This is a genomic window from Oceanobacillus manasiensis (genome assembly GCF_000724085.1).
GTDB lineage: Bacteria > Bacillota > Bacilli > Bacillales > Amphibacillaceae > Oceanobacillus_B > Oceanobacillus_B manasiensis.
The window spans coordinates 20,300-32,998 of sequence record NZ_CCDL010000004.1 but is presented as its reverse complement, the minus strand read 5'-3'; the positions used below and the strand labels follow the sequence as shown (position 1 = coordinate 32,998).

At 37.7% G+C, this 12,699-nt stretch carries 17 protein-coding genes; 8 read left to right on the top strand and 9 right to left on the bottom strand.

Annotated elements, in window-relative coordinates:
• Positions 1–2: 2 nt before the first annotated feature.
• The 5 genes from BN985_RS16860 (at position 3) to BN985_RS16840 (ending at position 3,468) form a co-directional block, all read left to right on the top strand.
• Positions 3–848: an SPFH domain-containing protein gene (locus BN985_RS16860; RefSeq protein WP_042225303.1), complete on the top strand. Its 846-nt coding sequence runs from the start codon at positions 3–5 to the stop codon at positions 846–848.
• Between the two features lie 25 nt (positions 849–873).
• A complete protein-coding gene (locus BN985_RS16855; RefSeq protein ID WP_042225008.1) occupies positions 874–1,053 on the top strand; it encodes a hypothetical protein in 180 nt (59 codons plus the stop codon).
• A 498-nt stretch (positions 1,054–1,551) separates the two neighbouring features.
• Positions 1,552–1,929, top strand: a complete 378-nt coding sequence (locus tag BN985_RS16850) for a GntR family transcriptional regulator (protein ID WP_042225007.1) — start codon at positions 1,552–1,554, stop codon at positions 1,927–1,929.
• Positions 1,919–2,776 carry an ABC transporter ATP-binding protein gene (locus BN985_RS16845; RefSeq protein ID WP_042225005.1) on the top strand — a complete coding sequence of 286 codons (858 nt, stop codon included), beginning with the start codon at positions 1,919–1,921 and terminating at the stop codon, positions 2,774–2,776. The genes BN985_RS16850 and BN985_RS16845 overlap by 11 nt, the downstream gene beginning before the upstream one ends.
• Positions 2,777–2,778: 2 nt before the next feature.
• Positions 2,779–3,468 carry a hypothetical protein gene (locus tag BN985_RS16840; RefSeq protein ID WP_042225003.1) on the top strand — a complete coding sequence of 230 codons (690 nt, stop codon included), beginning with the start codon at positions 2,779–2,781 and terminating at the stop codon, positions 3,466–3,468.
• Between the two features lie 62 nt (positions 3,469–3,530).
• On the opposite strand, the gene BN985_RS16835 is transcribed toward BN985_RS16840, so the two are convergent.
• The 5 genes from BN985_RS16835 to BN985_RS16815 are packed head-to-tail and all read right to left on the bottom strand — an operon-like array spanning position 3,531 to position 6,943.
• Positions 3,531–4,307: an ABC transporter permease gene (locus tag BN985_RS16835; protein WP_042225002.1), complete on the bottom strand. Its 777-nt coding sequence runs from the start codon at positions 4,305–4,307 to the stop codon at positions 3,531–3,533.
• Positions 4,304–5,218, bottom strand: coding sequence for an ABC transporter ATP-binding protein (locus tag BN985_RS16830; RefSeq protein ID WP_042225001.1), 915 nt, complete (start codon positions 5,216–5,218; stop codon positions 4,304–4,306). The genes BN985_RS16835 and BN985_RS16830 overlap by 4 nt, the downstream gene beginning before the upstream one ends.
• A 1-nt stretch (position 5,219) precedes the next feature.
• The gene (locus BN985_RS16825; RefSeq protein ID WP_042225000.1) at positions 5,220–5,423 is read right to left on the bottom strand and encodes a PLD nuclease N-terminal domain-containing protein; all 204 of its coding nucleotides are present in this window, start codon (positions 5,421–5,423) and stop codon (positions 5,220–5,222) included.
• An 18-nt stretch (positions 5,424–5,441) separates the two neighbouring features.
• Positions 5,442–6,545: a DUF1648 domain-containing protein gene (locus BN985_RS16820; RefSeq protein ID WP_042224999.1), complete on the bottom strand. Its 1,104-nt coding sequence runs from the start codon at positions 6,543–6,545 to the stop codon at positions 5,442–5,444.
• On the bottom strand, positions 6,542–6,943 hold the full coding sequence (locus BN985_RS16815; protein ID WP_042224998.1) for a GntR family transcriptional regulator: 402 nt from the start codon (positions 6,941–6,943) through the stop codon (positions 6,542–6,544). Before BN985_RS16815 ends, BN985_RS16820 begins: the two co-directional genes overlap by 4 nt.
• Positions 6,944–7,220: 277 nt before the next feature.
• Between BN985_RS16815 and BN985_RS16810 the strand changes: the two genes are divergently transcribed.
• A complete protein-coding gene (locus BN985_RS16810; RefSeq protein WP_042224996.1) occupies positions 7,221–7,781 on the top strand; it encodes a DUF3231 family protein in 561 nt (186 codons plus the stop codon).
• Between the two features lie 203 nt (positions 7,782–7,984).
• Here BN985_RS16810 and BN985_RS19115 read toward each other — a convergent pair whose 3' ends face one another.
• From BN985_RS19115 to BN985_RS16800, 3 genes are all read right to left on the bottom strand, one after another.
• Positions 7,985–8,116 (bottom strand): YfhE family protein, encoded by a 132-nt coding sequence (locus tag BN985_RS19115; protein ID WP_156960155.1) that lies wholly within the window; start codon positions 8,114–8,116, stop codon positions 7,985–7,987.
• A 63-nt stretch (positions 8,117–8,179) separates the two neighbouring features.
• Positions 8,180–8,737 (bottom strand): GNAT family N-acetyltransferase, encoded by a 558-nt coding sequence (locus BN985_RS16805; protein ID WP_042224995.1) that lies wholly within the window; start codon positions 8,735–8,737, stop codon positions 8,180–8,182.
• 389 nt (positions 8,738–9,126) lie between these two features.
• Entirely contained in the window at positions 9,127–10,017 is an 891-nt protein-coding gene (locus BN985_RS16800; protein ID WP_042224993.1) for a TIGR01777 family oxidoreductase, read from the bottom strand.
• A 160-nt stretch (positions 10,018–10,177) separates the two neighbouring features.
• Between BN985_RS16800 and recX the strand changes: the two genes are divergently transcribed.
• Positions 10,178–10,987: a recombination regulator RecX gene (gene recX, locus BN985_RS16795; protein ID WP_332257511.1), complete on the top strand. Its 810-nt coding sequence runs from the start codon at positions 10,178–10,180 to the stop codon at positions 10,985–10,987.
• Positions 10,988–11,181: 194 nt separating this feature from the next.
• Positions 11,182–11,526 carry a YfhH family protein gene (locus BN985_RS16790; protein ID WP_042224989.1) on the top strand — a complete coding sequence of 115 codons (345 nt, stop codon included), beginning with the start codon at positions 11,182–11,184 and terminating at the stop codon, positions 11,524–11,526.
• A 154-nt stretch (positions 11,527–11,680) separates the two neighbouring features.
• Here the strand turns inward: BN985_RS16790 and BN985_RS16785 are convergent, their stop codons facing one another.
• A complete protein-coding gene (locus BN985_RS16785) occupies positions 11,681–12,667 on the bottom strand; it encodes a metal-dependent hydrolase (RefSeq protein WP_042224986.1) in 987 nt (328 codons plus the stop codon).
• Between the last annotated feature and the right edge of the window lie 32 nt (positions 12,668–12,699).

The following is a 12,699-nucleotide window of genomic DNA, read 5'->3' as shown; positions in this document are numbered from 1 at the left end:
TGATGAAAGAGAAAAATGCTTGGATGATGAATGGTTTTTTAGGTATTATTCTAATTGCTGCATTGCTTGCAGGAACAGTCTTTAGCTTTGTTGAGCAGCAATTTATTATCGGTGGAATCTGTCTTATTGCTGCGGTTACATTAGGAAGTGGAATTACACTCGTACAACCGAATCAGTCAGCAGTAGTAATTTTTCTCGGCAAATATATGGGGAGTATCCGTAAAGAGGGCATAGTCATTACGGTACCGTTTTCTGTAAGAAGAATGATTTCCCTACGTGTACGAAACTTTAACAGTAAACGCTTGAAGGTTAATGACGTAAATGGAAATCCGATAGAGATCGCGGCGGTTATTGTATTTAAAGTTACAGATGCTGCAAAGGCAGTATTTGATGTGGATCGCTATGAACAATTCGTAGAAATTCAAAGTGAAACAGCAATTCGTGCTGTTGCTACAAAATATCCTTATGATACATTTAAGGATGTCGAACTTACACTAAGAGGAAATGCAGAGGAAGTATCAACCGAGCTGACATCAGAATTACAGGATCGCTTGACCGTAGCTGGGGTAGAAGTAATCGAAGCAAGGCTTACCCACTTGGCTTATTCCACAGAAATCGCCCAAGCGATGCTACAAAGACAGCAGGCGAGTGCCATTATTGCGGCGCGGAAGCAGATTGTCGAAGGGGCTGTTGGGATGGTCCAAGATGCTATTTCTCAGCTGGAGAAAGATGGAGGAATGGAATTGGATGATGAAAGACGCGTATCCATGGCAAATAATTTACTTGTATCCATTGTTTCTGACCATGGTACCCAGCCGGTAGTCAATACTGGATCGTTATATCAGTAAATCTTTTAAGTAAAAGAGGGTTTCTATGCCTAAGAAGAAGAACTTTCCATTGAGAATTGATCCAAAGCTCTATGACATCTTGCAAACATGGGCCAAGGATGAATTTCGCAGTGTTAATAGCCACGTCGAGTTTTTGCTTCGGGAAGCAGCAAAAAAATCCGGGAGATTACCAAAAAGTGAAGATAAAAAAATAGGAGAAGATTAGACCTGTGCATTAAGAGTGCGCAGGTTTTTTTGTATTAAATGGCGGGCAGTCTTTTGTCGTGGTCCTCAGCATGGGGAGTGAATGGTGCGAGCGGTGGAGTGAATCGAGATCTCCACAAAGCGAATCGTCAGCATACTTCAAAGTGAAACGTCAGCACGGCAAAGCGAATCGTCAGCAACGCAAAGTGAATCGTCAACACGGCAAAGTGAATCGAGAGAGCATCAAAGTGAATCGAGAGAGCATCAAAGTGAATCGTTAGCAACGCAAAGTGAAACCACGACACCGCAAAGTGAAACCACAGCGCCCAAAAGTCAAACTCAGCACGGCAAAGTGAAACGTCAGCACCCCAAAGTGAAACCACAGCATCGCAAAGTTAATCTCCTCCTCACCCAAATCCCATCAAAAAAATAAAAACTCACCAAATACCTCTTGACTTTCTTGTTCGTTAGTTATATGGTTAGTTACATAAGTAATGAACCAAATAACGAAGGTGATGAGATGAAAAATAACTTAGATGAAACGAAGCCCATTTTCCTTCAGATAAAAGAACAATTGGAAGACTCTATTTTGAGTGACTCCATAAAAGCTGGAGAACGGGTTCCATCAACAAATGAATTTGCATCCTATTACCAGATCAATCCAGCAACAGCAGCCAAAGGGATTAATGAGTTGGTGATGGAAGAAATACTCTATAAGCGAAGAGGTGTAGGGATGTTTGTCACAGAAAATGCCAAACATATCTTGATTAAAAAGCGCAAGCAGACATTTTACGATCATTATATTCAACCATTGCGACAAGAAGCAGCTAAACTGCAAATTAGTAAAGAAGAATTACTTGAGATGATTCATAAGGGGGAAGAAATGGATGAAAATTGAGGTAAAAAATCTGACGAAGAAATATAAGGATAATTTAGCGCTAAACAACATTTCGTTCACATTAGAAGGTCCAAAGCTATACGGACTTTTAGGAAGAAACGGTGCAGGTAAAACAACGTTTATGGATATACTTGCTGGAAATATCCTGGCAAGTAAGGGAGAAATTTTAATTAACGGTGAAGTACCGTTTGATAATCAGAAATTGACTGAAACGGTTTGCCTTATTAAAGAGGGGCATAACTTCAAAAAAGATTTAAAAGTCAAAAATGTCCTCAAAATTTATTCGTATTTTTACCCCCTATGGGATCAAGAGTTGGCTGATGAGTTAATAGATTTTTACGATTTAAACAAAAATGCCAAAGTAAAGTCATTATCTAAAGGGATGGAATCTTCCCTTGGTATTATTGTTGGGCTTGCAAGCAAAGCACCCATTACTGTGTTTGATGAGCCATATATTGGACTTGATGCAGCAGCTAGGAAAAAATTCTACGAGCTGTTGTTAGAAGAATTTGAAACAGATAAACGGATGATCATCCTTTCCACGCATCTAATCGATGAGGTAAGTCTCATGTTTGAAGAGGTTTTAATTATCCAAAAAGGCACACTCGTCATGCAAGAGGAAGCGGAATATTTACGAAACAGTACTTGTGCTGTGACTGGGTCAGCAGAGGATGTCCAAACGTTTATTCAGAATAAAGAAGTAATCGAAACAAAAAAACTGGCAGGGGTAATGACTGCATATGTATATGGAGATGCATCTGAAGCCAAGGCACATGGACTTCAAGTCGAAAGTATTCCAATTCAAGAATTGATGATCTATCTAACCGAAGGAAAGAAGGGGGCATAACAATGGGTAGACAACTCCAAGGACTTTTATATTTTTTCACCTCCAATTTACGTTATTCTTTAATAATTTTTTGGACCATTTTAATGAGCATTCTTGTCGTAACCTTAACTATTTCTTATTTTCTTTTAAATGTAGATGGAGCTTTTATGGCGTTTTCCTTAACAGGGGCTATGTACGTCTACTGCGGTATCGTTGGTTTTATTACAGTTAAAGATATGATCCCTTTTTCTATTAAGGTGGGAGCTACAAGAAAAAATCTGTATGCAGGTCTGGCTCTTTTCTTTTTACTACTTTCTTTCTTTAAGGCAGTTGCTGGAACGGTTATTCAAGAGCTTGTTAACGGTATGAACGGGGTTTTTGGATTAAACAATTTTGAGTTTCTTCATTTAGCTGTATTTATAGAAAATAATTGGTATACAAGGGTAATGATTGATACAGCAATTATGTTCTTCTTCTTTACGTTAATGTTTCTTCTTGGGTTATTATTTTATCGTTTTGGTCTTGCTGGAGCAGGTTCTGTATTAGGCATTTTATTGGTAGGTTTACTGTTTTCCATTGCAAAAGGCTGGGCATGGGACTTTATGGTAGAAGTAGCGGAGAACTTTGATATGATGTTCTTTGTACAATTGACGATAATTAGCATCATTTTGTATGTCATATCCTTTTTCCTAGTACGACGCATAACAATTTAAGGTTCAATAAAAAAGGGGGTGCCCGGAAGCGAGGAATGAACTTATGGGCAACCCTTTTTTATCTATCTATTCTCACTACGTTGAAAGCTATAGACTGACAGAATTAGTAGCATTATACTCAAGGCTATGGTTACAAAAGCCGTGCCAAATAACTTGTCAGAAACCGTACCTGTTAACAATAGCTCTTGTATATAGGAAGACAGGTGCACAGGACTCCAGGTGAGTATATGTCCAAAAACTTGTGTTAGCAGACTTAGGAGCATGACAGATAATATGGTTAAAAACACAACGATACCAGGTTTCGTGACTAAGCTATTAAATAGAATGGCCACACTTATGACGAGTAACAACCATAAGCTGTAGAAGAGAATCGCTTTCAACCAAGTCGTAAATGCCAGGTTACCATATAAAAGGACCGTATAATACCACCCTGCAAATAACCCAATTGCGGAAGAACCCCCAATCAGCACGAATAACGAAGCCCATTTTGCAGTGATATAGTTAGTATAGGAAACTGGTTTAACTAGAATTAGTTCCGAAACTCCCGAGGATTTTTCACCCGCAACGGTTCCCATAGATAGAAATGCAATTAACAAAACGCCCAACGTACTGTATTGGCTTAGGCTCATCATAATAATTTCTGCTGGAGCATAATCACCCAATTCAATAACGGTTCCATCAGGAAATCCACCTGCTGCCTGGATGATCTCGGGTAGGTAATAAGTTGAAATCGGGTCCATAACGGCAAGGATTATAAATACGATGGGTACCCAAATCCATTTTTTATTTCGCCAGCTCTCCATCATTTCTTTTTGAAACATGGTAACCCATTGCATCATTGTCCCACCACCTTCATGAACATGTCTTCTAATGCAGCTTTATTTAAGGAAAATCCTGTGAGCGGCCAATTTTCTCCGCTAGCTTTTTCTAAAAGGATTTTTCTTAGTTGATATATTTCTTCTCCCGTTATCGACAGACAGTTTTGCTGTATATGCACATTAGTGACAGAAGGTAATTTCCTAATTTCCTCACCATAATGTTGCGAATCAAACTCATCCTGAAATTCTAGTTCGATAATGTCTGCTTGATATTTTGTTCTCAGTTCCTTCATCGTACCAGACTCGACAAGCTTTCCTTTATGAAGGAGAAGCATTTCGTCACTAATGGCATCCGCATCGCTTAAAATATGTGTGGAAAAAAGAATGGTCATACTCTGTTTTAACTCTTCCATTAACTTTAGTACATCCCTTCTCCCAATTGGATCAAGAGAAGATACTGGCTCATCAAGAATAAGGACCTTTGGTTGATGCAACATTGCCTGTGCGAGGCCAAGTCTTTGCTTCATCCCTCCAGAATAACCACTAATTCGTTTATTCTTCGCTTCTTCTATGCCAACTTTTTTAGCCATCATATCCGCAGCTTCGATCGCTTCCTTTTTAGATAGAAAAGATAGTTTTCCGCTATAAATTAGGAATTCACGACCTGTCATCCAATTATAGAAAACAGGGTATTGAGGTAGGTATCCAATATGCTTCCTGAAGTCTACTTTGTTCATGATATTATCAAATGTTACGGCTCCCTCTGTAGGGGAGAGAAGGCCTGAAAGAATTCGCAAAGTAGTTGTCTTACCTGCTCCATTAGGACCTATTAAAGCGATGCATTTACCTTCCGACAACGAAAAGCTTACGTCATGAACAGCAGTATGGGTTCCATACTTTTTCGTAACATGGTTAACGGTTAGTGTCCCCATCCTAGTCATTTCTCCTTCCAAATATAAAATAGGCGATCGGTCCAATAGTATTGAGCACAATGACAATGAAAAACCACATGCCTTTTGGCCCCTTAACATCATCTGCTTTAATTAAATCAATAAGTGCGATCACCATCAGTACAGCTTGGATAACGAGGAACGGGGCGAGGATTAACCAGTTAATATTTTGAAATAAATCATTCAAGATAAATCCCTCCTTTTTTTACTTTGTTAATAATAATGGAACACCTATAGCTAAAAGGATAATCCCAAGTAACATGATCCAAGATAAAGGCCGTGCCATATTTACTGTCCAGCCAATGCCAAATCGCTTTTCAAGGAATAAGGCAGGATCATTTTTATTAAAATAAAATTGGCCAAGCTTCCAATATCGATCATCATCTCTATCCACGTAGCTACTGTTATTTGCGACTTCTTTTCTGACACGACTGCCACCCTGACCGGTTGTGATAGAAAGAATAAGTGCAGCAATGATAATTACTCCAGAAAAGACGAGAGGAACACTAACTAAGAAATCTTGTTCCACTGGTTGGTAAAAGGAATATTGGATAAAAGAAAATAAAAGCGTTAAACCATAACTCGTTATCACGATGAATCCAGACCATCTTCTTCTGAAAACTCGATTTTGTTCTGCAGAAACCTGGGGGGTATCCACATCAATTTGTTGTTTTGCCTTGGTAATGATTGTATTAATAAATAAAAAGAGACAAGCATGGAATAATTGCATGATCGGCATCAACAAGATGACTCTATAAGAAGTATCTGCCGTGTTCGTTATATTACCGGAAAAGTCATACTGTATTGGGATCGTGTCAGGCAGCGTGTCGTAATAAATGAAAGATAAGACAGCAGTAATAAAAGCGATAATAAAAGAAGGAATAAACCATAGATTGCTAAATGCAAGCTTTTGTCTGCGAAAACCCAGGTCAATTGAAAGTTGTTGATTTTTATTTTTAACCCATCCTTCTTTTGCTTTTCGCTGCTTAACTTGCCGGTGAAAATACAAATATATGAAAAAACTGATTATGATATAGCCGACAATTATGGAGCTGAGTAATATGCTAAGCATAGTATCGCTATTGCTTTTGAGTCCGAACCAAATAAACAATATTGTTACAACCAGACTAACCAACCCAACAGCTACAGCATACTTTTTACGAAGATGCTTCATTTCGGTCGAATGGAAGATTTCCTCTGGAATAGACACACCAAAGCTCTCTGTTTTTCTCGTTAAATATGGAATGCAAATCATGATTAGAAATGAAGGAGCAAGGATGAAAAAGAATAATAGTAAACTTAGTGTCATTTTGCATCACCTTCTTTGTCTTTTTTAAATTCACTAAATAGTTCCTGGCATTGCTTTAAGAAGTCTTCCTCGGAAACCTGTCTACAAATGGATTCCGCAATAAAAGGCCGCAACTTTCTCTTCACTTTTTCCATATAAGTTGCATCTGCTTTTGAGACACCTTCGGGATGAATAACTACCCCTTTTTGTCGATGAATAAGGATAAACCCTTCTTGTTTTAGATGTTGATACGCTTTATTAACTGTATGGAGGTTAATTCCAATATCTGCTGCCATTGCTCTTACAGAAGGGAGAGGATCGCCAGGCAAAAGTTCTTTCTTCGCAATGCCTTCAATAATTTGGTGGATTAATTGTGTGTAAATAGGTTCTTCTGATTCAAAATCAAGGTGAATAAACATGACATCACGCTCTCTTTCTTTCATGTTCTAACTGTTATACTTATAATATAACAGATGTTTTTTAAGCGCAATAAAAAAATTAGGAAAGTTGATATCTTAAAATCATTCGTTCCGTTTTTCTGGCTAAACAATGTAAATAGCAGAGCATTTCGTTGATAAGAATATAAACAAAAATGCTTAGCAAAAATTATTTTTTCAACTAACGAATCGTATTCTTGAAGAATAGGCATAACTCCCTTGATCATGACAGATATTAAAGGTTATAGGAGGTAAATAAATGCCAAATGTTTTTGAAGCGATGTTAAACACATTAAAAATGTCTATTGACAATACGGATAAAAAAGAAAAAAAGGCTCCTTTACATACTGGAGAAGTAACTAATTGTTGGGTTTACTATACGATGTTACATGAATTTCTTAGGTATGAGGAAGTCGGTTTAAACACCACAACTGATGACGAGGTTAATGAAATGTTGAAAGATGCAATGAAAATGTGTAAACCTCAGTTAAAGCGCCTGGAAGAGTTTATGGTTGAAGAGGGGATACCATTACCAGGATTGCCTGGAAAAAAGCCAATTTCAAATGGAAATGACATTCCTTTAGGTGCTAAATTAACTGATGATGAATTAGCAAATGGAATCTCTTTAAAGGTTGCTGGTGCCATTATCCAATGTGCAACTGGACAAGCACAAGTTGTTCGAAATGATATCGGATATATATGGATTAAATTTCAGTTAGAAATGATTACATTCGGTACGACTCTAAAAGCGTTAATGCGCAAAAGAGGGTGGCTAAGAGTACCGCCACACTATTATCCTCCAGGTATGCCGGAGAAATAGTTTATTAAACCAACTCAATGCGCAAGAGTTGGTTTTCTTATTTCTTGCTCATATGCAGAGCTACCTGTTAGATGGTCAAGAAAAATCTCAAATAACACTTGCACATCTTATAGGTGGATGCCTTAAAGTAGTCACTATACTAGTAAATGGTTAGAACTAGGCTCATGTAAAAGACCATTAAAACAAAAAAGAAATCAAAGCGTTTAGCTTCGATTTCCTCTTTGAGAAAGCTGCTGATAAATTCGGTCTGCCTGCTTAAATTCCTTTTTGTAGAGAACTTCCTGTGTTTTTGAAAGGAATTTCTCATGCTGCATTTGCTTGCCGTTGTGCTTCATTAGAACACCTCCATGTATCATTAGAATCACCATGAAAAGATATTCTATACGCTTTATCTAAAATTAACCAACTTCCTCTTCAGTATGCTGCTGCTCGGCGCTTGCAAAAGTTTGGCAAGAAACGTAATGATCCTTGGAGATTAGGAACAAATTATATACCTCTTCCTGCTTATTTATCTCTTGGTACACTTCCGGATAAATGCTATTTGCCATGGTTGCATATGGAAGCTTTAATACGGCATGGAGAGATCGTTTGTTAGACTTTCTCACTTTCATAAATATTCCGTTCATATTATGATTTAGGAAAAGCTCATCAAAAAATTGCTCCTTCGCACGTTTGTTATAACCTTTTCCGAAATAAGGCTGGCCAATCCATGTTGCAAGAAACCCAAATCCATCCTGTATATCAAACAAGCTAATCGTACCAATTGGGTGATAATATTCATCTAAAATTGTACGAGAAATCAATTCTCCATTCTCTTCTGCTTCCATTGTTTGTTTTGTAAGGAAAAGAAATTCCTCGCTTGAGTATGCCTTATGTCTAACGTAGGGAAATACCTCCGGATGTTTAATAAGGTCAAATAATACGGGCGCTTCTTGTAGGTCACGCATTTTAAGCATAAAAAATACCCTCCTTATGGACAGGTGGGCATTCTAAATAACCATAAGGGAATTTAGTAAGTTGACCCACCCACGAATTTTTAGTTAACGTTCAACAAAAATTCGGGGTGGGAATCGAACCCACTAGAACCAGCAATGCTGGTGGCGCACCATTTGCCTTCCCTATTAATTTCTACGTTTTACTATAATCATTTCATCTCTTTCGTTATGTGAATTTCGATGCTTGATAGCATTATTTTACACAGTTTATTAGAGAAAGGGAATACCCTTTTTTATAAAACTTGCCGACAAATTTTTACATTAGATTTATATAAAAGACTGATTTTTTTACATCACTTCTGTAGAATGCTCAACTTAAATGAAGTTTACTGCAACATCAAAAAAAAGGCTTATTCCTCAATCTCGTTTATCGCTTCCCTCAGATGGGGATAGCTAAATTGAAAGCCGTGTGTTTGTGCCTTTTTTGGCAGGACGTATTGTCCTTTTGTAATAAGCTGGGCCATCTCCCCGATAACTAGATGAATCATGCTAGAGGGAACTGGAAACCAATAAGGTCTATGCATCACCGAAGCCACAATACGCATAAAGTCCTTATTGCGTTTAGGATTTGGTGCTGTAGCATTAACAGGCCCTTGTATCGTTTTTTCATTCAAGCAAAACTGAACTAATCGCACTACATCATGTATATGAATCCAAGAGAGCCATTGTTCCCCTGATCCGATTTTTCCGCCAGCAAATAGTTTTACTGGGAGACGCATTAGTGGAAATGCCCCTTCATTACCAAGGATAACACCAAATCGTAAGTATACAGTACGTATATTGAGTTGGTCTTCTACTTGTCTGGCTACTGTTTCCCACTCAAGGGCAACCTCTGCTAGGAAATCACACCCTGCTTCATTCGTAGCTTCCGTAAAAATTTTATCCTCTGAACTACCAAAATAACCAACAGCAGAACCACTAATAAATACATCAGGCTTTGTATCCATTTTACTCATCATTTCAACTAAAGATTGGGTAATTTCAATACGACTTTCTAAAATAGACTGTTTTTTATTTTTCGACCAATAACCGAAAAGGGATTCTCCTGCAAGATTTATAACTGCTTGAATGTGCGGTAGTAATGTTACATCATGATCATAACCGATGAATGTTGCAGAATCCGTATTTTGTTTATTTTCAGGGGAACGGGTGAGTATGTATGTGTGATGACCATTTTCATGTAGTGCTTTCGTGAGGTGCTTTCCCACAAACCCTGTTCCTCCAGTTATTAATATATCCATTCCCTACACCTACCTAATTCACAGATATTTATATATATTATAGGATATGCAAACTACCTTGTTTGAAAACACAGCATTTTTAATGGTAAATATTTTTTGAACTTCGGACGCGAACTTTTGCTCTATTTTTGCTAAAATATAAGAGAAGGGGTGAACCATCTTGAAAATTTCCCGAATCACCACACAGAAAAAAAGTAAAAGCAGATACAATATTTTTGTTGATGAAGGCGAAGGTGAAAAATACGGCTTCAGTGTCGATGAAGATATTTTAATTAAATTTGGTCTTCGTAAAAATGAAGAACTTGATGAAGCAGCAATGGAAAAGATCTTACAAAAAGATACTCTACATAAAATATATACCCAAGCCATCAACTTTTTAAGCTACCGAATGAGGACAAAAAAAGAAATACGTGATTTTCTAGTAAAAAAAGAAGCTGAGCCAGAGGTTATAGAAGAAATAATGGAGCGGCTGACAAGTGAAAAGCTAATCAATGATGAGCAATTTGCGGAGATGTTTGTGAGAACAAGAATGAACACATCGAGCAAAGGTCCAAATGTAATAAAAAGTGAGCTTATAGAAAAAGGAGTTGCAGCTAATATTGCAACAGAATCAGTGGCTGTCTTTTCCTATGAATTACAGTATGAAAAAGCGCTAAATTTGTTAGAGAAAAAGAGCAAGCATAAAAAGAATGTATCCTTTCGTAAACAACAGGAACAATGGCGAACTCAGCTGATGCAAAAAGGGTTCTCCCATGACGTAATCAACGAGGTACTAAATGAGGATGTAATAGAAAAAGATGAAGAGGCAGAACAGGAAGCATTAAAGACTCAAGCGGATAAACTAATTCGCAAATATGAAAAGAAATACAGTGACTTTGAGCTTAAAAATAAAGTGAAGGAAGGCTTATATCGTAAAGGTTTTCCTTTGGAAACTATTCAACAAGTGCTTGATGAACGGATAGATGTATAGCAAAGCTTTGTCCCGTCTTAACTGGCAGCAAGATCCTCACCTCAAGAGTGAGTGGGGGGGCAATCGCCAGTTAAGGTCCTATACGTTCAACTAACATTAGTTGTGGGAGAGAAAACCACCAAATGAAGTTTCACTTTATTTACATAAATAGATTTTAAAGCTATGATAATGGATGGCAAATGGGAGGGATTTTGATGAATACGAACTATAGATATAGCGATTACTCCATTGAGCAATTACGAGCGGAAATTGGCAAATTAAAGGAGAAAGCGCAAAAAGCGGAACAGCTTGGAAACATTTCAGAAGTAGCAGTAAATGAACGGAAAATGCAGGTGGCGCTTGCTTACACATTAAATCCGACAGATTTTGAATCTGAAAGGATTTATACATTAAAGACAGATCCGGGCTATACCTTTAAAATTCATTATATAAATGGTGTTTTCGCTTGGGGCAATCGTATAAATCTCCTTGGCGAGATGAATGAACAAGAAGAAGCCATACCTATTTCTTTATTAGGAGATCTTGTAAAAGAAAAGTGAATCGTCACGAGGTAGAAATGAATCGTGACGAGGCGAAAGTGAATCGTCACGGTGAAAAAATGAATCGTCGCAGGGTGAGAGTGAATCGTCGCAAGGAAAAAGTGAACCATCTCTTGAGCTAACATAAAAACAGCAGGTATCTCTACCTGCTGTTTTAAATGGGTGTTTCTTCAACATACAATTTACTTTGCAGTTTTCTTTCAGAAAAGATCCAGCCTGTGTAGGAACTCATAATGCGTTTATTGTCATCGATCTGCACAACCGCTACGAAAGGATAATGTCCTTTTGAACGATAGCGTAAATCAATGAAGCGCACTTCCGTAAAATCATCGAAGTCATTAATTTCCCAACGATAAACAGGGGAGAAGGATAGAAATGCTGAAATATTTTTATCCTCTTTTGCAATTTGCATGATTTCATTATCAGGTAATGGTATCTTTTTGAACTCATCCACTATTTCAATGTGTCCATTTTGCACACTGCCTACATAAAACCGATCTTTGGTCGTTACTGCAACACGCCAATAATTGTGTTTAAGGGTAGGTGATGTCGCAATTTGTTCCACGTCAGAATAAAAACCGTTTATTTTCTTTACGATCTCCCTCTTATCGTTATACCGTTTAATATAGTACAAAAAGATAACGGCATAAATAATTATCCAAGTAAATCCAGGATTTGCGCCTAATAACCATGCACCAATACCAGCAGCATGAAGTGCGAAGATATAAGGATCAAAAGTGTTAATAAACCCATGTGCTACCCATTTATTGGTAAAGGGTCGATATGCCTGTGTTCCGTAAGCGTTAAATATATCCACAAACACATGGAGGACTACAGCGATGAAAGTCCATAGCCATAGATGGAGAAAATTTACACTTGGAACAAACAAATAAATGATGCTTGCAATTAGAATTCCCCACATAATTACAGCAGGAATGGAATGGGTTGCACCCCGATGATGCCGAATATAAGTTGCATTATCACGCAATTTTAATACTGTATCAAAATCGGGCGCATGAGAACCGGCAATTGTTCCTACAAGCACCGCGTTAAATAGCAAAGGGTCTTGATGCACTGCAGGATCTAGCGTAGCTAATCCTCCTAGTGCAACACCCATTACTATATGGGTACCGGTATCCATAAAATAGGTCCTCCTTAATGGTTTGATCTTAA

What these genes read in the sequence shown, in the direction of transcription:
- BN985_RS16860 (WP_042225303.1), top strand. Translation starts at nt 3, where the DNA reads ATGAAAGAGAAAAATGCTTGGATGATGAATGGTTTTTTAGGTATTATT.
- BN985_RS16855 (WP_042225008.1), top strand. Translation starts at nt 874, where the DNA reads ATGCCTAAGAAGAAGAACTTTCCATTGAGAATTGATCCAAAGCTCTAT.
- BN985_RS16850 (WP_042225007.1), top strand. Translation starts at nt 1,552, where the DNA reads ATGAAAAATAACTTAGATGAAACGAAGCCCATTTTCCTTCAGATAAAA.
- BN985_RS16845 (WP_042225005.1), top strand. Translation starts at nt 1,919, where the DNA reads ATGAAAATTGAGGTAAAAAATCTGACGAAGAAATATAAGGATAATTTA.
- BN985_RS16840 (WP_042225003.1), top strand. Translation starts at nt 2,779, where the DNA reads ATGGGTAGACAACTCCAAGGACTTTTATATTTTTTCACCTCCAATTTA.
- BN985_RS16835 (WP_042225002.1), bottom strand. Translation starts at nt 4,307, where the DNA reads ATGATGCAATGGGTTACCATGTTTCAAAAAGAAATGATGGAGAGCTGG.
- BN985_RS16830 (WP_042225001.1), bottom strand. Translation starts at nt 5,218, where the DNA reads ATGGGGACACTAACCGTTAACCATGTTACGAAAAAGTATGGAACCCAT.
- BN985_RS16820 (WP_042224999.1), bottom strand. Translation starts at nt 6,545, where the DNA reads ATGACACTAAGTTTACTATTATTCTTTTTCATCCTTGCTCCTTCATTT.
- BN985_RS16815 (WP_042224998.1), bottom strand. Translation starts at nt 6,943, where the DNA reads ATGTTTATTCACCTTGATTTTGAATCAGAAGAACCTATTTACACACAA.
- BN985_RS16810 (WP_042224996.1), top strand. Translation starts at nt 7,221, where the DNA reads ATGCCAAATGTTTTTGAAGCGATGTTAAACACATTAAAAATGTCTATT.
- BN985_RS19115 (WP_156960155.1), bottom strand. Translation starts at nt 8,116, where the DNA reads ATGAAGCACAACGGCAAGCAAATGCAGCATGAGAAATTCCTTTCAAAA.
- BN985_RS16805 (WP_042224995.1), bottom strand. Translation starts at nt 8,737, where the DNA reads ATGCTTAAAATGCGTGACCTACAAGAAGCGCCCGTATTATTTGACCTT.
- BN985_RS16800 (WP_042224993.1), bottom strand. Translation starts at nt 10,017, where the DNA reads ATGGATATATTAATAACTGGAGGAACAGGGTTTGTGGGAAAGCACCTC.
- BN985_RS16790 (WP_042224989.1), top strand. Translation starts at nt 11,182, where the DNA reads ATGAATACGAACTATAGATATAGCGATTACTCCATTGAGCAATTACGA.
- BN985_RS16785 (WP_042224986.1), bottom strand. Translation starts at nt 12,667, where the DNA reads ATGGATACCGGTACCCATATAGTAATGGGTGTTGCACTAGGAGGATTA.